A 20,269-nucleotide genomic window follows, 5' to 3' on the forward strand; every position below is an offset into this window, starting at 1 on the left:
TGTCACACCGGGTTGGCCCAGCTCCGCAGCTCGCCGGTCATCGACCGGACCGATGCGGGTTCGGGGATCTCCGGACCGCAGTCGGGCGCACGCCGCGGGGTGCCGTAGGTGACCGACAGCGGCACCACACCGGCCCACGCCCCGGCGGCGATGTCCTCGTCCGGATCTTCCGGCCAATCATCGCTGACCTTGAGCGACCAGTTGTCGGCCGTGATCGGCAACCGCAGCGCCAGACTCGCGGCGAGCTCGCGGCGCGTGCTGACGCGCAGCTCGGACACCCGGCCGGGGATGAACGCGTCGGTCAGCGCCTCCAACACCGCCAGCTTGTCGGCGTCGGCGATCGGCTCGAAGCAGCCGTACAGGGCGGCGCTGCGATAGTGGAACGAGGATTCGAAGCCGCTGCGGGCGATCACGACGCCATCGAGCGTCGTCACCGAGACGGCGGCCGGTACGCCGGCGGACAGCGCGCGCAGCCACGGTGACCCGGTGGACCCGTGGATCACCAGATCGTCACCGAGGCGGGCGAATCCGATCGGGAACGCCACCGGGTGTCCATCGCGGATCAATGCCACCGTGGCCAGCGGTGTGCTGTCGAGCAAGTGGTCCAGACCGGCGCGGTCGGTGCGCTGCTTCTCCCGCAACCGGGTGACCGTGGTGGAGGGCGTTTCGGTGCTCACGCTGCACAGCTTGGCCGGTCCGGGCGGGTTTCGCAGCTTGTTTTCTCAGTCGGGTATGGCTGCGGCGTCGGGAACGACGATCGCGAACAGATCGCTCAGCGCGGCCAGGCTCGCCGATTGCAGTGCCGCGGCGGGCACGTCGGCGCCGTCGGGACCCGGCAGCGACCGGGTCGCCGTCGCGGCGGCCACCACCGTCGGGGCGTACCCGAGGTTGAACGCGCCGCGCGCGGTGGAGTTGATGCACATGTGCGTCATGAACCCGGCCACCACCAGATCGGTGGCGCCCACCGCCTTGAGCCGCTCGTCGAGATCGGTCTGGACGAAAGAGTTCGGGTACTGCTTGACCACCACCGGTTCACCGTCACGAGGCGCGACCGCGTCGACGATCGCGCCGACCTCCGCGGTGATGTCGTACGGCGAACCCACCCCACCGTTGTGCTGGATGTGGATCACCGGGATGCCGGCGCTGCGGGCGCGATCCAGCAGTACCGCGGTCTGCTCGAGCGCGGCCTGCACACCGTCGAGCTCCATCACGCCGTAGGTGTAGGTGTTCTGGCAGTCGACCAGCACCAGCGCCGAGTCCTTCAACGATCGCGGTGCGGCGGGCAGATCTTCCAGGTTGCGCAGGGTGGGGCGACTCATGACATCAGCCTAGTGAGCTTCGCTCCGCGGTAGTACTCCCTCAACGGCTAGTTTGGCGGCATGGTGCGTCCCGCCTCTGCAAGACTCGGACGATGACCGATACCCCACCACCGCGCACCGGCGGCAGTGAGATCGAGGTGTTACGTGGGTTCCTCGACTATCTGCGCACCTCCATCGCGGGCAAGGTCGACGGCGCTCCCGAACCCCAGGTGCGCACCGCGCTGGTGCCCTCGGGCACCAACCTGCTGGGTCTGCTGAACCACCTGATCTTCGTGGAGCGGTGGATCTTCCTCGGCGCCAACGTCTCCGATTGGTCGGCGACCTTCACCGCGGCCTCCGATGACACCGTGGCCGACGTGGTGCAGCGGTACCGGGCGACGGTGGCGCAGGCCAACGACGTGCTCGACCGAGGCCTCGACCTCACCGAACCGGTGGTGACCGGTACGAAGTCGCCCAGCCTGCGATGGGCGCTGACGCACATGATCGAGGAGACCGGCAGGCACGCCGGGCATGCCGACATCCTGCGCGAGCTGATCGACGGTTCGACCGGCCGGTGACTCGACAGAAGGCGGCGCGGAAGCAGAATGAGTTGCCAAACGTGGTACTACCGGCAGTATCACCGGCGGGCCAGTACTACCGGTAGTACCACGGTTCACCTCGCTGTGTTGCCCGGCGGGCGACGACGCAGGCCAACCCTCACTCGAGCTTGGTGACCGTCAGCACCGCCTCGGCCAACTCGGGACGGCACACGATGAGGTCGGGCAGCGAGACATCGGACTGGTTGTAGACCAACGGTGAACCGTCGATGCGGGAGGTGAACAGCCCGGCGGCCCGTGCGACCGCGACCGGGGCCGCCGAATCCCACTCGTACTGTCCGCCGGCGTGCACGTACACATCGGAGATGCCCTGCACCACCGAGGCGACTTTGGCTCCTGCCGAACCCATTTCGACGAGCACCCCACCCAGTGCGTCGCGGACCGCCAGCGCCACCGCAGGCGGGCGGGTGCGTGAGACCACCACCCGGGGCGGACCCGGCGCGGCGGCCGGGGTCTCCACCGTCGGGGTGGCCAGCGTGACACCCTGTGCGGGCAGCGCGACCGCACCGGCGACCAACTCACCGCCCTCCCAGAGCGCCACGTGCACGGCCCAGTCGGTACGCCCGAGCTCGGAGAACTCACGCGTCCCGTCGAGCGGATCGACGATCCAGACCCGTTCGGAGTTCAGCCGGACCAAGTCATCGGCGCCCTCCTCGGAGAGCACCGCATCATCGGGTCGGTGCTCGGCGAACGCGGCCATCAAAAAGTCGTGGGACCGCTTGTCCCCCGCGGCCTTCCGATCCTTGGCCTCGGCCTCGGCGAACTCCTCGCGAACCCTGAGCAGCAGTTCGCCTGCTTCGGTGGCGAGCCGGGCCGCCAACTCGTGATCGGTCACGACCGACTGCTTAGCAGGTCGACCACCTGTTGGGCCAACTCCTCCGGCGACTGATCGGGCGTGAGCCGCAGATCCGGGTTCTTCGGCCGCTGGTAGGGGCTGTCGATGCCGGTGAAGTGGGTGATTTCACCACGGCGAGCTTTAGCGTAGAGACCCTTCGGGTCCCGGCGCTCGCAGTCCTCCAGCGGGGTGTCGCAGAACACCTCGAAGAAGTCGAAACCCTGCTCGGCGTGCACGGTGCGGGCGAGCTCACGATGGGCCTCCAGCGGACTGATCGCCGGGACCAGCACGATCTGACCGGAATCGGCGAGCAACGTCGCGATATGGGCCAACCGGCGCAGGTTCTCGGCGCGGTCGTCCATCGAGAAACCGAGATCGGCGTTCAGCCCGTGGCGCAGGTTGTCTCCGTCGAGCACATAGGCCGGACGGCCCGCCGCCAACAGCTTCTGCTCCACGAGCATCGCGACCGAGGACTTCCCGGAGCCGGACAACCCGGTGAACCAGACCGTCGACCCCTTCGACAGCCGGTCATCGGCGGTGACGAGGTTCTGGTGGCGCACCGCGTTCGGGCTGGCGGCCCGGTTGGCGGCCGGGGTGGTATCGCGCACCATGCCTGCCCCGACGGTGCCGTTGGTGTCCGGGTCGATCAGGATGAACGAACCGGTTGCCGGATTGCGGGAGTACTCGTCGAGCAGCAGCGGCACCTGGGTACGCAGCGTCACGCGGCCGAGTTCGTTGAGCTTCAACGCCGTTGCGCTCTTGTCTCGGTGCAGAGTGTTGACATCGAGTCGGTAGTCCAGCGCCGACACCCGGGCCCGCGTGGTGCGGGTGGTGTGCTTGATGATGTAGTCCCGGCCGGGCTCCAGCGCCGATCCGTCGGCCATCCAGCACACCGTCGCATCGAACTCACTGCTGACATCGGGCTGATTGTTGGGCCGGGCGAGCATGTCACCGCGGGAGATGTCGATATCGTCGGCGAGGCTGATCGATACCGCCATCGAGGCGAACGCCTCGTCCACCGGTCCGGAGGGCCCGGCGATCTCGGTGATGCGACTGGATTTCCCGGCGGGCAGGACCACGACCTCGTCGCCGACGCGCATCACGCCACCGGCCACCGTGCCCGCGTAACTGCGGTGATCGGCGTGTTCACGGGTCTGCGGCCGGATGACGTACTGCACCGGGAATCGCACGTCGACCAGATTGCGGTCGCCGGCGACATACACCTCTTCGAGATGGTTCAGCAGGGCCGGGCCCTCGTACCACGGCGCCACATCCGATTTGGTGACGACGTTGTCGCCGTTGAGCGCCGACATCGGGATGGTCGTGACATCGTGGATGTCCAGACGCGCGGCGAACTCGTGGAAGTCATCGCGAATCTGGTTGAACCGCTCCTCATCCCAGTCGACCAGGTCCATCTTGTTGACCGCCAGCACGATGTGCTGGATGCCGAGCAGCGAGGCGAGGAAGGCGTGCCTGCGGGACTGCTCGAGCAGGCCGTGGCGGGCATCGACGAGCACGATCACCAGCTGCGCCGTCGAGGCACCGGTGACCATGTTGCGGGTGTACTGCACGTGGCCCGGGGTGTCGGCGATGATGAATTTACGCTTGGCCGTGGCGAAATAGCGGTAGGCGACATCGATGGTGATGCCCTGCTCCCGCTCGGCGCGCAGGCCGTCGGTCACCAAAGCCAGGTCGGTGTAGTCGTTTCCGCGTTCCTTGGAGGTCCGCTCGACGGCGGCCAGCTGGTCCTCCATGACGGCCTTGGAGTCGAACAGCAGCCGACCGATCAGCGTCGACTTACCGTCGTCGACGGAGCCTGCGGTCGCGATGCGTAACAAAGTGGCCATCAGAAGTACCCCTCGCGCTTGCGATCTTCCATACCTGCTTCGGAGATTCGGTCATCGGCGCGGGTCGCGCCACGTTCGGTCAGCCGGGAGACGGCGGTCTCGGCGATCACCTCGGCCACGGTGCCGGCCAGCGACTCCACGCAACCGGTGCAGGTGACGTCGCCGACCGTGCGGAACCGCACCGTCTTCTCGATCACCGGTTCGTCCTTGCGCGGCTGCATGAACTTGTGCACCGCCAGCAGCATCCCGTCGCGCTCGAACACCTGGCGCTGGTGGGCGTAGTAGATGGACGGCAGCGTGATCTTCTCCGCCCCGATATAGGACCAGATGTCGAACTCGGTCCAGTTCGAGATGGGGAACGCACGGATGTGCTCACCCTTCTTGTGCCTGCCGTTGTAGAGATTCCAGAGTTCGGGCCGCTGCGCCTTGGGGTCCCACTGACCGAACTCGTCGCGGAAGCTGAACACCCGCTCCTTGGCCCGGGCCTTCTCCTCGTCACGACGGGCGCCGCCGAACGCGGCGTCGAACTTGTTCTCCCGGATGGCCCGTAGCAGTGTGAAGGTCTGCATCGGGTTGCGCGACGGGATGGTCTCGACCACGCGGCCGGCGTCGATATCGTCCTGCACGCTGGCCACCACCAGGCGCACCCCGTGCTCGGCCACCAATTCGTCGCGTACCTGCAGGACCTCGTCGAAGTTGTGGCCGGTATCGACGTGCATCACCGGGAAGGGCAACCGGCCCGGCGCGAACGCCTTGATGGCCAGGTGCAGCATGACGATCGAGTCCTTACCGCCGGAGAACAGCAGCACCGGCTTCTCGAACTCGGCGGCAACCTCTCGGATGATGTGGATGGCCTCGGCCTCCAGCGCGCGTAGATGGCTCAGCTCGTACCGGGCGGCGGCCGGGTCGAGATCGGCGGACGCTGTCATCACATCTCCATAAAGTTGGTAGATTTGACCAGAATTGCAAGCATGGTTGAGTATTAAACCGCTGCGATCCGGTGCTGTCAACGCTCCCCCGCGCGAGCAGACGCAAACCTGCCGATATCGGTGCGATACCGGCAGGTTTGCGTCTGCTCGCGGGTCAGGGCTGCAGGTCGTACACCTGCACGCCGTCGACGTCCACCGCGGTGAAGTGCTGTTGCACCCACTCGGTGATCTGGGTCGCCGCGCCGTCGCGCTGCTCCCGGTGCATCCCGAAGGCCTCACTGGTGAGGAAGTAGCGCACCTGCCCGTCGGCCACGTACTGCCGGAACTGCTGCAGGGTGGGCGAGTTGTCCCCGCCGGAGAAACCGCCGACCGCCATGATCGACGCACCGGACTTGAGCTCCAGGTCACCGGCCAGCATCGAGCCGACCGTCGCCGCTGCCCACCGGTTGTCGAGTCCGGTCACCATCTGGGCGAGCGCGGTGTCCTCGATATGCGAACCCATCCGGATGGACCTGCCCGGCCCACCCAGCCCATTCGGGGCACCCGGGAAGGCCATATCGCGCGGCATCGCGGGCCCGGCGGTGGCCATCGGTCCCCCGCTGCCGCCGTCGGCGACCGTCGCCACCGACCACGCGACGCTGCCACCCGCTCCGGCCAGCAGTGCCGCCACCACGACCGCGACGCCGGCACGGCCGAACCTCTGCACGCCGACGGCGATGGCGACCGCGAGCACCACCGAGGCGACGAGCACCGTCCACCGCACCGCCGGCCACCAGTCCGCGTGCCGGGACAGCAGCACGAACGTCCACCCGCCGGTACCGGCCAGGCTCAGAGCCAGCGTGATGCGCGCCGCGGGATGCGCCCGGCGCTGCCACAACTGGGCCACCGAAATCCCCACCAGCGCAGCCACGGCCGGGGCCAGCGCCACGGTGTAATAGGGGTGGATGGTGCCGTCCATGAAGCTGAACACCACACCGGTGACCAGCAGCCAGCCACCCCACAGCACCGCCGCGGCGCGCACCGGATCGGTCCGCCCGGCCCGTCGCGTCACCCACAGCACGGCGAGAAGCCCGAATAGGGCGGCCGGCAGCAGCCAGGACGCCTCGGTGCCCATCGCCGAACCGAACAGCCTGCCGATTCCCGGCTGACCGCCGAAGAACTGATGCATCTCGGCACCGGGGTCGCCCGGCCCCGCGCCGTGTCCGCCGCCCGGCTGACCCCGACCGACGATGCGGTCGATGCCGTTGTAGCCGAAAGCCAACTGCAGCAGGTTGTTATCGGTCGACCCGCCGATATAGGGCCGGGAATCCGCCGGCCACACGCTGACCAACGCGATGTACCAGCCCGCCGAGACGACCATGGCTGCCGCCCCGGCCAGCAATGATCGGACGCGCTTCCAGAACGGGACGGGCGCGGCGATCAGGAATACCAGCGCCAGTCCCGGGACCACCAGGAATGCCTGCAACATCTTGGTCAGGAAGGCGAATCCCAGGGCGGTCCCGGACAGCGCCACCCAACGGGTGCTGCCCCCCTCGGTGGCCCGCACCATGCAGTACGCGGCGACCACCAGGAGCAGCACCAGCAATGCGTCCGGGTTGTTGTACCGGAACATCGCCACCGCGACCGGGGTGATGGCCAACGCGGCGCCCGCGATCAGACCGGCGGCAGCACCTGCGCTGCGACGGACGGTGAAGTAGAGCACCGCGACGGCCGCCACGCCCATCAGCGCCTGCGGTAGCAGCATGGTGAACTCGTTGAACCCGAACAGCCTGCCCGACAGCGCCATCACCCACATCGCGGCGGGCGGCTTGTCGACGGTGATGGCATTACCGGCATCGAGCGAACCGAACAGCCAGGCCTTCCAGTCCTGAGTTCCCGCCTGCGCCGCAGCGGCGTAGAAACTGTTGCCCCACCCGTGAGATCCCAGCCCCCACAGGTAGAGCACCGAGGTGCTTACCAGCAGGGCCAGCAGGCCCGGGCGTTCCCAGCGGCCCCGTGGGCTGTCCGACTCGGTGGTGGCGCTCGGTTCTTCGACTGTCAATGTCATTGTGGCGGTCCTCAGCTCGTGGAATGGATCAGCGACGGGGGTGGAACACCCAGCCGCGCAACAGGACGAAGCGGGCAGCGGTGGCGATGAGGTTGGCGGCCACCAGCACGGTGGTCTCCAGCACCTTGCCGGGATGCTCGGCGATGGCGTGCAACCCGGCCAGCGAACCGCTGGTGATCGCCAGCGCGACAGCGAAGACGATCAGCCCTTCGACATGATGGCGGGCGACGGCTTTCGATCCGCGGACACCGAAGGTGAAGCGCCGGTTGGCAGCGGTGTTACCGATCGCGGTGATCAGCAACGCTGCGAAGTTCGCCAGCTGCGCACCGAGCAGCGGATGCAGCACCAGGAACAGCACCAGGTAGGCGACGGTGGACAGCACCCCGATTCCGGCGAACCGGACCGTCTGCCGCAACAACGATCCCGGTGCGGCGGCACGGCGTGAACCGAGCTGTGCGGCAAGGGAGTTGATCGGGATGCTACCCCCGGCGAAACCACGCAGCAGTCGACCGATACCGAGCAGATCGGCCTTCGCGGTCGCCACGATGTCGACGCGGCTGTCCGGATCGTCCACCCAGTCCACCGGCACCTCGTGAATCCGCAGTCCGCTGCGTTCGGCAAGCACCAGCAGCTCGGTGTCGAAGAACCACCCGGTGTCGCGGACATGGGGCAACAGCTGACGGGCGACGTCGGCGCGGATCGCCTTGAATCCGCACTGGGCGTCCGAGAAGTGTGCGCGCAGAGTCGATTTGAGTATCAGGTTGTAACAGCGCGAGATGAACTCGCGTTTGGCCCCGCGCACCACCCGTGAACTGCGGTTGAGCCGGGTGCCGATGGCCAGGTCGGAGTGCCCGGATATCAGCGACGCGATCAGCGGTGCGAAGGCGGCCAGATCCGTGGACAGGTCCACATCCATGTAGGCCAGCACCGGGGCATCCGAGAGTGACCAGACGTGGTGCAGTGCCCGGCCGCGGCCCTTCTCGTCGAGCCGGACGACCCGCACACCGGGGAGTTCGGCGGCCAGGTCCGCCGCGATGCGCGGGGTGTCGTCGGTGCTGGCATTGTCGGCGATGGTGATCCGGACGGGGAAGGTGAAGCTGTCCTGTAGGTGCTGGTGCAGCCTGCGCACCGACCTCTGCAGGGCTGCCTGCTCGTTGTACACCGGGACCACGACGTCGACGACGGGGATGTCGGTATCGCGACCGACCTGGACGGCGCTGGGGAGCGCAACGGAGACGGTGTCTGTCATGTCCCCATCGTCGGATCTCAGAGTGTGCCGCCGGTGGGACCGACCTGTGTGCACGCTATGAGTCCGTCAGGTCGTAGATGACGGTGCCGCCAACGGTAACCGGGGCGTAACTGCGGTGTACCCAGTCGGTGATATCGGCCGCGTCGTGGCTGCCCGCGTGCTCACCGCGGCCACCCATCAGGTGCGCATCGATGAAGTAGTGAATCCGGCCGTCGGCCACCAGCTGCCTGAAACGCTCCAGGGTCGGCGCGGGATCCGTGCCGTTGAAACCCCCCACTGCGAGCACCGGCACGTCGGCGCCCAGTTGGTAACCCGCCGCGTTGGTCGAGCCGACCACCGCAGCCGGCCAGGTGTAGCCCTCGGCATCGTCCCTCAGCCGGGCGACGAGGTCGGGTCCGGGTGTCGGGGCCGCGAACAGTCCGCCCCCGAAAGATCCAGCCCCGAACGACCCACCCTCGAACGGTGGTGGGCCCCCGCGGCCCGGACCACCCTCACCGTGCCGGTCCGGCGGCGGACCCGGGAACGATCCGCCGAACGGCGGGCCGGAGTGTGCGGGCCCCACCGTCGGGATCGCCCCGGTGTGCGGGGTGAGCGCGGTGGCGACCGAATACGCGGTGGGCCCGGCGAGCGCACAGGCCACGGCCAGGACGGCCGCGACCGGTGCGAGCGTGCGCGTCACCACCAGTACCACCGCGATCGCGCCTGCCACCACGATCAGCCACCGCAACCATGGCAGCCAATCCGGCAGCCGGGCCAGCAGCACGAAGGCCAGTCCCGCTGTGCCTGCCACCATGGCGGCCATCACCCATCGGCACCAGAGTTCGACGCGGTTGCGCCACAACAGATCTGCACCGACGGCGGCGCACACGGCCACCGCGGGCGCCAGCGCGACGGTGTAGTACGGGTGCACGATGCCGTTGGCGAAGCTGAACACCCCGGCCGTCACCACCAGCCAACCACCCCAGACGATCAGCGCCGTCCGCGCCGGATCGGTGCGGGGCGCGCGTCGGCAGACCACGAATCCGGCGACCATGCCGATCAGCGCCGCAGGCAGCAGCCAGCCGATCTCGGCGCCCATGCCCGGACCGACCAGTCGCGCCCACCCCACATCGAAGTTCGGGTTGCCCAATCCGCCGGCCTGCGCGCCGGTCAACCGGCTCACACCGTTGTAGCCGAGCGCGAGTTCGACGATGCTGTTGTGTTGCGAGCCACCGATATACGGCCGCTCGGCGGCGGGCCACAACTCGACCAACACCAGATACCAACCACCTGCCACCACCAGTGCCGCCGTTGCCGCGGCCAGCCGCCGCAGCCGGGTACACAGCGGAACCGCCGCGCACACCAGGTAGCCGACCGCGAAGGCCGGCAGTACCAGAAATGCCTGCATCATCTTGGCCAGGAAGGCGAATCCGCACAGCACGCCGACGCCCACCAACCACCACCGTCCGGCATCGGGCTCGCAGGCGCGCTGCACACAGTAGGCGGCGGCCACCAGCAGCAGCACCAGCAGGGCGTCGGGATTGTCGAAGCGGAACATCAGCGTGGCCACCGGCGTCACCGCGAGTGCGGCGCCGGCCAACCAGGCGGCCACCGGGCCACTGACCCTGCGCACCGACGCGTACACCAGGGCCACCGACGCGACGCCCATCAACGCCTGCGGTCCCAGCAGCGACCACGAGTTGAATCCGAAGATCCGCGCCGACAGACCCATCACCCACAGCGCCGCGGGCGTCTTGTCGACGGTGATGGCGTTGGCGGGGTCACTGGACCCGAACAGCAACGCCGTCCAGTTCTGGCTACCCGCCTGCACGGCGGCGGCGTAGAACGTGTTGGCCCAGCCGCTGACCGACAGATTCCACAGGTAGAGCGCTCCGGTGAGGCCCAGCAGGGCACCGAGAGCAATTCGTTGCGGGGCACTCCGGACGGCAGTCATCACCCTCATCGTGACAACCGTGGCTACGCGGCCGATTTGAGCTTGCTGTGCCTCAGCTATGAGCCGGCAGAGTGACCACGAACCGGGTCTCGCCGGGCACGCTGTGCAGTTCCAGCCGGCCGCGGTGGGCCTTGACGACGGCGGCGACGATGGCCAGCCCGAGGCCGGTGCTGCCGCCGCGGCGCGACCGCGACGAGTCACCGCGGGCGAACCGTTCGAACACTTCCGGCTGCAACGCATTCGGGATACCGGGTCCGTCGTCGGCCACGGTCAACACGACCTCGCCCGTGCCTGCCGTCGCGACCGACGTCGTCACCGTCGTTCCCGCAGGCGTGTGCACCCGGGCATTGGTGAGCAGATTGGTCAGCACCTGATGCAGCCTGGCCCGATCGCCGGTGACATACACCGGCTCATCGGGCAGGTCCAGCGTCCAATCGTGATCGGGGCCGGCGGCATGCGCGTCACCGGCGGCATCGAGTACCACCTGGGCCAGATCCACCGGTTCACTTTCCAGCGGTCGGCCCTCGTCGAGGCGGGCGAGCAACAGCATGTCCTCCACCAGCGTGGTCAGCCGCCGTGTCTCGGATTCCACCCGGTTCATCGCATGCGCGACGTCATTCGGTAACTCGGCGCTCTTGCGCTGGGCCAGTTCGGTATACCCGCGGATGGCGGCCAGCGGGGTGCGAAGCTCATGGCTGGCGTCGGAGACGAATTGCCGCACCCTGGTCTCGCTGTCGTGGCGCGCCCGCAGCGCCGCGGCGATGCGGTTGAGCATCCGGTTGAGCGCCGCGCTGAGCTGACCGACCTCGGTGTGCGCACTGACCGGGTCCACCGCGACGATGGTCGACGGCAGGCGCACCTCACCGGTATCGAGTTCGAGGTCGGCGACATCGCGGGCCGCCGCCGCCACCCGTTCCAGCGGCGCCATCTGTCGTCGGATGATCATACTTCCGACGATCGTCGCCGCGGCAAGCGCGATCGCCGATACCGCGCAGAACATCACCAGTACCCACAGCAGGGTGTCGTCGACGACGGCGGTGGGTAGTCCGACGATGAGCGTCTGCGGGCCGTGCCGGGCGGGTATCGCGATCACCCGATAGGAGCCCAATCCATCGATCTTCAGACTCACGGGCACCTGGCTCGGAGGAACCGCCGTCAGCTGTTCTGTTGCGGCAGAGCTGATATCGGCGGTCGACCCGGCCGCGGTGATGACACCCGCATCGGTGCGGCCGCCACCGGTCACCACGCCCACCGTGTGAATGGCCTGACCGGGCGCGTTGAGGAAGCCCGGGCCGGGGCCTCGTTCGGGATCGAATCGGAACGGGTTCGGGTTCCCGGACACCTCCGACCCGGGTGGGACGCTTCCCGGTCGCGAAGGAAAGCGGTAGAACGGCGGCGGCAGCTCCAGGATGGCCGCCGAGCGATTGGCCGCCTCGACCACCTGACCGTCCAGCTGATTCATCAGAAAGCGTTGCAACGCAAACTCACTGGCCACGCCGATGGTGACACAGACAACCGCCAGCAAGGTGACCAGAGTGACCACCAGGCGCGTACCCAGCGACCAGGCTTGCGGGGTGAAGACCCGTCTCATCGCGGCGGGCGCAGGACGTAACCGGCTCCGCGGAGGGTGTGGATCATGGGCTCGCGCCCGCTGTCGATCTTCTTACGCAGGTAGGAAACGTAGAGTTCGACGATATTGGACCGGCCGCCGAAATCGTAGCTCCACACCCGGTCGAGAATCTGCGCCTTACTGAGCACGCGCTTGGCGTTGCGCATCATGAATCGCAACAACTCGAATTCGGTGGCGGTCAGGGTGATCGGCTCGCCGCCCCGGCTGACCTCGTGGCTGTCCTCATCGAGGATGAGGTCGCCGACGACCAACTGGGCATCGCTGGCATCGTCGGCGACTCCGGTTCGGCGCAGTAACGCGCGCAGACGCAGCACCACTTCTTCGATGCTGAACGGCTTGGTGACGTAATCATCGCCTCCGGCGGTGAGGCCGGCGATGCGATCCTCGACCGAATCCTTGGCGGTCAACAGCAGCAGCGGCAGCCCTGGCTGGCGCTCGCGCAGCGATCGCAGCACATCCAGACCGCTCATATCGGGAAGCATCACATCGAGCACCACGACGTCCGGTGGGTTGTCGCGCGCGAGTGCGATGGCCGCGGCGCCGTCGCCTGCGGTGGCGATGTCCCACCCCTCGTATCTCAGGGCCATCGACACCAACTCGGCCAGCACCGGCTCGTCGTCGACAACCAGCACCTGGATCGGCTTGCCGTCGGCTCTGCGCATCGTCGCGCGCACCGGAGCGTCGTGGGCCGACCCGCGGGCTGAGGGGGACATGCCTTCCATTATCGACGCCCGGGTGGGCGCGACATGTGCCGTTCCTGTGAGCCCGCTATGAAAGTCAGGGTCAGGGGGCGGGCGGGAGCGTGGTGGTCGTGGTCGGGATGACCGTCTCCTCTGGCGCCGGCCCCGCCTCGGGCGCCGCACCATCGGTGGGCGGCCACGCCGCAGGCTCCGAGGAGCTCGGGGTGGTGACGGCCGTCGGTTCGGTGGGCTCGGCGCTCAGCGTGGGCATCTGGGTGGCAACCGTCAGGCCCGCCATCCCCAGCACAGCACCCACCCCCGCACCGGCAAAGATCAGCTTCAGCTTGTTGGATGTCATGGGCAAAGGACTACCCGCGGCCCGGCCCGCGAAAACCAGTTCGACGCGCCGGACATGGGTCAACGCACCTGGACCGGGCAGATCTCCTAACCTGTCGGGATGCAGCACCGCGGCGGAGCCACCGCATGACCCGCTTCCTGATGCGTCGGCTGCTGAACTACGCCATCCTGCTGGCCCTGGCTTCGGTGCTGACGTTCACGCTGACCTCGCTGACCTTCTCGCCGCTGGACAGCCTGCTGGAACGCAACCCGCGCCCGCCGCAGGCCGTCATCGACGCCAAAGCTGCCGAGCTGAACCTGGACAAGCCGATCCCGGTCCGCTACCTGGACTGGGTTTCCGGTGCGGTGCGCGGTGACTTCGGAACGACCGTCACCGGCCAGCCCGTCAGCGAGGAACTGTGGCGGCGCATCGGGGTGAGCCTGCGGCTGGTGCTGATCGGATCGGTGTTGGGCACCGTGATCGGCGTGGTGGTCGGGGCGTGGGGCGCCATCCGGCAGTACCGATTCTCCGACCGCGCCATCACGCTGGTGTCGCTGTTGATCCTCAGCGCGCCCACCTTCGTCGTCGCCAACCTGCTGATCCTGGGCGCTCTGAAGGTCAATTCGGTCCTGGGTGTGCAGTTGTTCGAATACACCGGGGAAACGTCGTCCGATGCGGTGGGCGGATTCTGGAATCAACTCGTCGACCGGTTACAGCATCTGGTGCTGCCCACCTTCACCCTCGCACTGGCCGCCATCGCCGGCTTCAGCCGGTACCAGCGCAACGCCATGCTCGACGTGCTCGGGCAGGATTTCATCAGGACCGCGCGGGCGAAGGGGCTCACCAGACGCCAGGCGCTGTTCAAACACGGCTTGCGGACCGCCCTGATCCCGATGGCCACGCTGTTCGCCTACAGCGTGGGCGGACTGTTCACCGGGGCGGTCTTCGTGGAGAAGATCTTCGGCTGGCATGGCATGGGCGAGTGGGTGATCCAGGGCATCAGCACCCAGGACACGAACATCGTGGTGGCCATCACGGTGTTCACCGGCGTGACGATCCTGCTGGCCGGTCTGCTCTCGGACATCATCTACGCCGCCCTCGACCCCCGGGTGCGTGTCTCGTGACCGATACCGACTATCAGTTCGTCTCACGTCGCACCCTGGTGCTGCGCCGGTTCCTGCGCAACCGGCCCGCCGTCGTCGCGGTCGCCGTGCTGTGCCTGCTTTTCGCGGGCTGCTGGCTGCTGCCGCCGTTGCTGCCCTACTCGCACACCGATTTGGACTACTACGCGCTGCAGCAACCTCCGTCCACCACGCACTGGTTCGGCACCAACGCCATCGGCCAGGACCTGCTGGCCCAGACTCTGCGCGGCATGCAGAAGTCCCTGCTGATCGGGATGGCGGTGGCGTTCATCTCGACGATCATCGCCGCCACCGTCGGTGCGATCGCGGGGTACTTCGGTGGCTGGCGCGACCGCACCCTGATGTGGATCGTGGACCTGCTGCTGGTGGTGCCGAGCTTCCTGCTGATCGCCATCGTCACACCACGGACCAGGGAATCGGGCTCCATTCTGTGGCTCATCGTGCTGCTGGCCTGCTTCTCCTGGATGATCAGTTCACGCATCGTGCGCGGGATGACGATGAGCCTGCGGGAACGCGAATTCGTCGCGGCCGCACGCTATATGGGTGTCCCGAACTGGCGGATCATCGTCCGCCACATCGTGCCGAATGTGGCCTCCATCCTGATCATCGACACCGCCCTCAATGTCGGGCTGGCGATCCTCGCCGAAACCGGGCTCAGCTTCCTCGGTTTCGGTGTGCAGCCCCCCGATGTGTCGCTGGGCACACTGATCGCCGACGGCACCAGGTCGGTCACCACATTCCCGTGGGTGTTCCTGTTCCCCGCCGGCGTGCTGGTGCTGATCGTGCTGTGCGCGAACCTGGTGGGCGACGGCCTGCGCGATGCGCTGGACCCGGCGGCCCGACCGGGGAGGCGGCGGGCATGACGCTGTTGCAGGTGCGCGATCTGCGCGTCGAATTCCCCGGTGAGACCGAGACTGTCGCGGCGGTCCGCGGCCTGAACTACACGGTGGCGGCCGGTGAGGTGGTCGCCCTGGTCGGGGAATCGGGAGCTGGTAAATCCGCCGGTGCAATGGCCGTCGTCGGGTTGCTGCCCGAATTCGCCGCCGTGTCCGGGTCGGTGCGGCTACAGGGCCAGGAACTGATCGGACTCGGCGACACCGAGATGTCGCGGATCCGGGGCGCACGCATCGGTACCGTCTTCCAGGATCCGATGTCCGCCCTGACGCCGGTGTACACCGTCGGTGACCAGATCGCCGAGGCCATCCGGATCCACCAGGGCGATACCGACGCCAGGAAAGCCCGCAGCCGTGCCGTCGAGTTGCTCGAGCTCGTCGGGATCAACCAACCGGACCGGCGCGCCAGGGCGTTTCCCCACGAACTGTCCGGCGGTGAGCGGCAACGGGTGGTCATCGCGATCGCGATAGCCAACGATCCCGACCTGTTGATCTGCGACGAACCCACCACTGCACTCGATGTGACCGTGCAGGCGCAGATCCTCGATGTGCTGCGCACGGCGCGTGATGTCACCGGGGCCGGGGTGCTGATCATCACCCATGACCTGGGGGTCGTCGCCGAGTTCGCCGACCGGGCCCTGGTGATGTACGCCGGGCGCGCGGTCGAGACCGCCCCGGTCGACCGGCTCTACGCCGACCGCCGAATGCCCTACACCGCAGGACTTCTCGGATCGGTTCCCCGATTGGATGCGCCACGGGGCGAACGGCTGGTGCCGATACCGGGTGCTCCCCCGTCATTGGCCGCACTGCCCGACGGTTGTCCGTTCATGCCGCGCTGCCCGCTGGCCGTCGACGAATGCGGCAGCGCCGAACCGGAATTGGTCACCGTCGGACCCGCGCATCAGGTCGCCTGCATCAGGCACGAGCAGGTCGCAGGCCGCAGCGCCGCGCAGATCTACGGGGCGCCGACGCCTGCCGAGCCGACCGACCCGACGGTGCCTGCCGAGATCGGCGACATCGTGTTGTCGGTGCGTGAGTTGACCAAGACCTACACCCTGACCAAGGGGGTGGTGCTACGCAGGCGGATCGGTGAGGTGCGCGCCGTCGATCGCGTCAGCTTCGACCTGGAGCAGGGCCGCACGCTGGGCATCGTCGGCGAGTCCGGTTCCGGCAAGTCGACCACCCTGCACCAGATCCTCGATCTGAGCGCACCGGAGTCCGGTCGTATCGAGATTCTCGGTACCGACGTCGCCACCCTGGATCGCCGGAGCCGGCGTGCCCTGCGCGGTGACCTGCAGGTGGTTTTCCAGGATCCGGTGGCATCCCTGGATCCCCGCATGCCGGTGTTCGATGTCCTGGCAGAACCACTGCGTGCCAACGGCTTCGGCAAAGCCGATACCCAGGACCGGGTCGCCGAGCTGTTGGGGCTGGTCGGGCTGCGGCGCGCGGATGCCGGCCGCTACCCGGCCGACTTCTCCGGTGGGCAGAAGCAACGCATCGGCATCGCCAGGGCCCTGGCCCTGCAACCGAAGATCCTCGCGCTCGACGAACCGGTGTCGGCGCTGGACGTGTCGATCCAGGCGGGCATCATCAACCTGCTGCTGGACCTGCAGGAGCGGTTCGGGTTGGCGTATCTGTTCGTCTCCCACGACCTGTCGGTGGTGCGTCATCTCGCCCATCGGGTGGCCGTCATGCATCGGGGCAGCATCGTGGAGCAGGGCGACAGCGAACAGGTTTTCACCGACCCCCAGCACGAGTACACGCGTCGTCTGTTGTCGGCGGTCCCCCGCCCCGCACCCGATCACCGTTAGAGTCAGATCGCATGAGTGCGATTTCGCGTCTGCTCGCCGTGGCGTCCGTGGCGGCGCTGGCCCTGACCGGTTGTTCCAGCCCCGACACCTCGGTGCCCTCGGCGGGCGGGAATGCCGAGATCGGCGCCACCGCCGATATCAACCCGCAGGACCCGGCGACCCTGCAACAGGGCGGCAACCTGCGTCTTCCGCTGACCGGATTCCCGCCCAACTTCAACTATCTACACGTCGACGGCAACCTCGGCGAGCTCGGCAGGATGCTGCGCGCCACCCTGCCGCGGGCCTTCGTCATCAAGCCCGATGGCCAGATGACGGTCAACAGCGACTACTTCACCGACGTCGAACTCACCAGCACCGACCCGCAGGTGGTGACCTACACGATCAACCCCAAGGCGGTGTGGACCGACGGCTCGCCCATCACCTGGGAGGACATGGCCGCCCAGATCAACGCCACCAGCGGTAAGGACAAGCGCTTCCTGTTCGCCTCGCCGAACGGCAGCGAGCGGGTCGAATCGGTGACCAAGGGTGTCGACGACCGCCAGGCCGTCATCACCTTCAGCAAGCATTTCGCCGACTGGCGCGGGATGTTCGCCGGTAACGCGATGCTGGCGCCCAAGTCCGTCACCTCCGACCCGGAGGCATTCAACCGGGGCTTCCTCAACGGCCCGTCGGCATCGGCCGGGCCCTTCATGATCAGCACGGTGGACCGGGCCGCGCAGCGGATCGTGTTGACCCGCAACCCGAAATGGTGGGGCACCCCGCCACTGCTGGACTCCATCACCTATTCCGTGCTCGATGATGCCGCGGTGATCCCGGCCCTGCAGAACAATGCCCTCGACGCCGCCGGATTGGGTTCCCTCGACGATCTGGAGAACGCCAGGCGCACCCCCGGTGTCACGATCCGCCGCGCCCCCGCCCCGAACTGGTACCACCTCACCATGAACGGCGCCGACGGCGCGATCCTGTCCGACCCCGGACTGCGCACCGCGATCGCCAAGGGGCTGGACCGCCAGGCCATCGCCCAGGTCACCCAACGCGGGCTGGCCGATACCCCGGCGGCGCTGAACAACCACATCTACCTGGCCGGCCAGGAGGGCTACCAGGACAACAGCATCGCCTTCGATCCGGAAGCGGCCAAGGCCGATCTCGACTCCCTCGGCTGGAAAATGAACGGCCAGTTCCGGGAGAAGGACGGCCGCCAGCTCAAGATCCGCAACGTCTTCTACGACGGACAGAGCACCCGCGCCGTGGCACAGATCGCGCAGAACCAGCTGGCCCAGATCGGGGTCAACCTGGAGTTGGTGCCCGCCGCCGGCGGCGATCTGTTCCCCAAGTACGTCACCACCGGGAATTTCGATATCGCCCAATTCGCCTGGGGCGGAGATGCTTTTCCGCTGGCGAGCCTCACCCAGATCTACGCCTCCGGCGGTGAGAGCAACTACGGCAAGATCGGCAGCGCGGAGATCGACGCCAAGATCGAGCAGACACTGGCCGAGCTCGACCCGGCCAAGGCCCGTGAAGAGGCAAACGAGCTGGACAAGTTGATCTGGAACGTCGGGCACAGTCTGCCGCTGTTCCAGGCCCCCGGCAACATGGCGGTGCGCAGCAATCTGGCCAACTACGGCCCGACCGGCATCGGGGATATCAACTACTCGACGATGGGCTTCATGAAGTAGCCAGGCGCGGTGCCCCGTCGGGCACCACACCTTCTGCCTTGGCGGCCAGTTCGACGCCGCGCACCAGCAGTCGGATGCTGCGATTGGCCGGGAGCGCGTCGAGTTCGGCCGCCCGGGACGCGAGCTCACCCGTCTCGCCCGCGCTGACGGCGCGGCAGACCCGCAACGCGGCCCGCTCGCGGGTGTCCAACATGCTGTGCCCGGCGGTCGGCAGGTCCACCAGCGTCGCGTCCGGGATGAGTCCGGCGATCCGGCGCGCGACCGCGGGCGGTGTGGTGAGGTCGCGGCCGCCCGAAAGCACCGCGGTGGGCCAGGAGAAGCCGGGCATCGCCGCAATCAGATCGTAGGGCTCGGCCGCGAATTCGGGATCCCCGAGCGCGACCTCGCGCAACGCGACGGCGGGATCCAGCGGCAAACCATCGGGCTCGGCACCGTAGTTCAACTCGCGATAGGCGATGCGCTCGACCAGATCTGGCTCGTGGTGAAAGGCCGTCTCCCGCTCGAGCATCAGCCGGGTCCCCAGCCCGACGGCCGCCCACAACCAATCGTGGCCGTTCACCAGCAGCTCAAGTTGGCGGCGCAACACGTCGGGTCCGGCCAGTTCGTAGAGACCCGTCGCGCGCAGCACCGCGGTCGGCCCGAAGTCACCACGGGCCACCAGCTCGCGGATCATGGCCGCGAGTTCCTCGGTGCCCGGTTGGCCGTCCCACAACACCGCGCGGACGTGGGCGCGCACCTCGGCGATATCGTCGGCGGACAGCAGCGGGGAATCCAGCACCATGCCCGCGACACGTCCCGGGTGCCGAACACCGAACCCGGCGGCCAGATAGGTCCCGTAGGACGCGCCGTAGATGTGGGCGGCCTCGACCCCGGCATCGTCGAGTACGGCGGCGATATCGTCGACCGCGGCATCGACGGTCATCGCCTCCGGCGGCAGGTCGCGGCCATCGTCGTCCTGTCGGGACAAACCGATCCCCCGGTGCTCGACCATGATGACGTCCAGACCGGCGTGGGCGGCCTTCCTGCGAAAGGCCCGATAAAGAGCCACCGAGGCGGCCCCGGGCCCACCGGGGATGACGACGATCGGACGAGCGGATTTGCGGCCCGCCCGCACGTAGTGCAGGTCGAACTCATCGCCGGCACAGCCGGCACCGGCGGCACCGGCGAGAACGGGCCGTCGGATGGCTCGCACACCCGCCAGGGCGGCAAGCCTGTCGTGGGCCCGGCGGCGCGCGGTGGAGGTCATCGTTGTTCATTGTGCCCCGCGCGCCGTTCATGTGAGTCCGCGGAGCCCGTTCTCAGGATCGTGGTGAGCACAAGCCGTGCGGGCATCGGGGCTCCCTCG

Annotated in this window: 17 protein-coding genes; 5 read left to right on the top strand and 12 right to left on the bottom strand. The window is 67.9% G+C overall.

Annotated elements, in window-relative coordinates; genetic code table 11:
- Positions 1-2: 2 nt before the first annotated feature.
- Positions 3-677, bottom strand: a complete 675-nt coding sequence (locus tag FBY28_RS06395; RefSeq protein ID WP_286177798.1) for a pyridoxamine 5'-phosphate oxidase family protein — start codon at positions 675-677, stop codon at positions 3-5.
- 45 nt (positions 678-722) lie between these two features.
- Positions 723-1,319, bottom strand: coding sequence for a cysteine hydrolase family protein (locus FBY28_RS06400; RefSeq protein ID WP_141865222.1), 597 nt, complete (start codon positions 1,317-1,319; stop codon positions 723-725).
- A gap of 92 nt (positions 1,320-1,411) precedes the next feature.
- Here FBY28_RS06400 and FBY28_RS06405 point away from each other — a divergent pair, with 92 nt between their 5' ends.
- Entirely contained in the window at positions 1,412-1,876 is a 465-nt protein-coding gene (locus FBY28_RS06405; RefSeq protein WP_141865224.1) for a DinB family protein, read from the top strand.
- Between the two features lie 139 nt (positions 1,877-2,015).
- On the opposite strand, the gene FBY28_RS06410 is transcribed toward FBY28_RS06405, so the two are convergent.
- The 9 genes from FBY28_RS06410 to FBY28_RS06450 form a co-directional block, all read right to left on the bottom strand.
- Positions 2,016-2,750, bottom strand: coding sequence for a 3'(2'),5'-bisphosphate nucleotidase CysQ (locus tag FBY28_RS06410; protein ID WP_141865226.1), 735 nt, complete (start codon positions 2,748-2,750; stop codon positions 2,016-2,018).
- Positions 2,747-4,597, bottom strand: a complete 1,851-nt coding sequence (gene cysN / locus FBY28_RS06415) for a sulfate adenylyltransferase subunit CysN (protein WP_141865228.1) — start codon at positions 4,595-4,597, stop codon at positions 2,747-2,749. The genes FBY28_RS06410 and cysN overlap by 4 nt, the downstream gene beginning before the upstream one ends.
- Positions 4,597-5,526, bottom strand: a complete 930-nt coding sequence (cysD, locus tag FBY28_RS06420) for a sulfate adenylyltransferase subunit CysD (RefSeq protein ID WP_141865230.1) — start codon at positions 5,524-5,526, stop codon at positions 4,597-4,599. Before cysD ends, cysN begins: the two co-directional genes overlap by 1 nt.
- A 154-nt stretch (positions 5,527-5,680) precedes the next feature.
- Positions 5,681-7,573: an ArnT family glycosyltransferase gene (locus FBY28_RS06425; protein WP_141865232.1), complete on the bottom strand. Its 1,893-nt coding sequence runs from the start codon at positions 7,571-7,573 to the stop codon at positions 5,681-5,683.
- Between the two features lie 28 nt (positions 7,574-7,601).
- Positions 7,602-8,822 carry a bifunctional glycosyltransferase family 2/GtrA family protein gene (locus FBY28_RS06430; protein WP_141865234.1) on the bottom strand — a complete coding sequence of 407 codons (1,221 nt, stop codon included), beginning with the start codon at positions 8,820-8,822 and terminating at the stop codon, positions 7,602-7,604.
- Positions 8,823-8,877: 55 nt separating this feature from the next.
- Entirely contained in the window at positions 8,878-10,755 is a 1,878-nt protein-coding gene (locus tag FBY28_RS06435) for a glycosyltransferase family 39 protein (protein ID WP_141865236.1), read from the bottom strand.
- Between the two features lie 52 nt (positions 10,756-10,807).
- Complete coding sequence (locus FBY28_RS06440) at positions 10,808-12,346, bottom strand: sensor histidine kinase (protein WP_141865238.1); 1,539 nt, start codon at positions 12,344-12,346, stop codon at positions 10,808-10,810.
- A complete protein-coding gene (locus FBY28_RS06445; protein ID WP_167305506.1) occupies positions 12,343-13,047 on the bottom strand; it encodes a response regulator transcription factor in 705 nt (234 codons plus the stop codon). The genes FBY28_RS06440 and FBY28_RS06445 overlap by 4 nt, the downstream gene beginning before the upstream one ends.
- Positions 13,048-13,168: 121 nt before the next feature.
- The gene (locus tag FBY28_RS06450; RefSeq protein ID WP_141865240.1) at positions 13,169-13,423 is read right to left on the bottom strand and encodes a hypothetical protein; all 255 of its coding nucleotides are present in this window, start codon (positions 13,421-13,423) and stop codon (positions 13,169-13,171) included.
- Positions 13,424-13,548: 125 nt separating this feature from the next.
- On the opposite strand from FBY28_RS06450, the gene oppB reads away from it, so the two are divergent.
- The 4 genes from oppB to oppA are packed head-to-tail and all read left to right on the top strand — an operon-like array spanning position 13,549 to position 18,924.
- Complete coding sequence (oppB, locus tag FBY28_RS06455) at positions 13,549-14,526, top strand: oligopeptide ABC transporter permease OppB (protein ID WP_141865242.1); 978 nt, start codon at positions 13,549-13,551, stop codon at positions 14,524-14,526.
- Positions 14,523-15,407 (top strand): oligopeptide ABC transporter permease OppC, encoded by an 885-nt coding sequence (oppC, locus tag FBY28_RS06460; RefSeq protein ID WP_019510530.1) that lies wholly within the window; start codon positions 14,523-14,525, stop codon positions 15,405-15,407. Before oppB ends, oppC begins: the two co-directional genes overlap by 4 nt.
- The gene (gene oppD / locus FBY28_RS06465) at positions 15,404-17,248 is read left to right on the top strand and encodes an oligopeptide ABC transporter ATP-binding protein OppD (RefSeq protein ID WP_141865244.1); all 1,845 of its coding nucleotides are present in this window, start codon (positions 15,404-15,406) and stop codon (positions 17,246-17,248) included. The genes oppC and oppD overlap by 4 nt, the downstream gene beginning before the upstream one ends.
- An 11-nt stretch (positions 17,249-17,259) precedes the next feature.
- On the top strand, positions 17,260-18,924 hold the full coding sequence (gene oppA / locus FBY28_RS06470; protein ID WP_141865247.1) for an oligopeptide ABC transporter substrate-binding protein OppA: 1,665 nt from the start codon (positions 17,260-17,262) through the stop codon (positions 18,922-18,924).
- Here the strand turns inward: oppA and FBY28_RS06475 are convergent.
- A complete protein-coding gene (locus FBY28_RS06475; RefSeq protein WP_141865249.1) occupies positions 18,914-20,170 on the bottom strand; it encodes an alpha/beta hydrolase in 1,257 nt (418 codons plus the stop codon). The genes oppA and FBY28_RS06475 overlap by 11 nt on opposite strands.
- Positions 20,171-20,269: the final 99 nt, after the last annotated feature.

It is taken from the genome of Arthrobacter sp. SLBN-53 (assembly GCF_006715585.1).
Lineage (GTDB): Bacteria > Actinomycetota > Actinomycetes > Mycobacteriales > Mycobacteriaceae > Mycobacterium > Mycobacterium neoaurum_A.